The organism is Chromobacterium sp. FG22 (genome assembly GCF_057809415.1).
This window is the reverse complement of the sequence record NZ_JBMDJX010000083.1, coordinates 1-449: the sequence shown is the minus strand read 5'-3', so window position 1 is coordinate 449 and position 449 is coordinate 1. Positions and strand designations below refer to the sequence as shown.

General features: G+C 69.0%; 1 pseudogene. It reads left to right on the top strand.

The annotated features are described in order from the left end of the window. A pseudogene (locus ACODSD_RS24780) lies at positions 1-449 on the top strand (hypothetical protein); the annotation flags it as partial.

Genomic DNA, 449 nt, shown 5'->3' with positions numbered 1-449 from the left:
AACCCGCGGCGACGGCGGCAAGCTGGCCGCTACCACCCGCTATCAACTGGACGCCAAAGGCAATCGCATTGCCGAAACCGACGCGGGCGGCCACACCACCCGCCGCGACTACGACCTGCTCGGCCGGCTGATCCGCGAAACCGATGCGCTGGGCGGCGTCACCGTCACCGAATACGACGCGGCCGGCAACGCGGTCAAGATCACCGACCCGCGCGGCTATAGCGGCTACAACTATTACGACGCGCTCGGCCGCCAGACCCTGCACATCGATCCCGAAGGCTACGCCACCGCCACCGAGTACGACGCGCTCGGTCAGACCACCCGCATCACCCGCTACGCCCAACGCGTCGACACCGCCGCGCTCAAACCCGGCCTGACGCCGACCCTGATCGTCGACGCCCAGCGCGACGCGGTGACCCGGATCGAACACGACGCGCTGGGACGGCAGA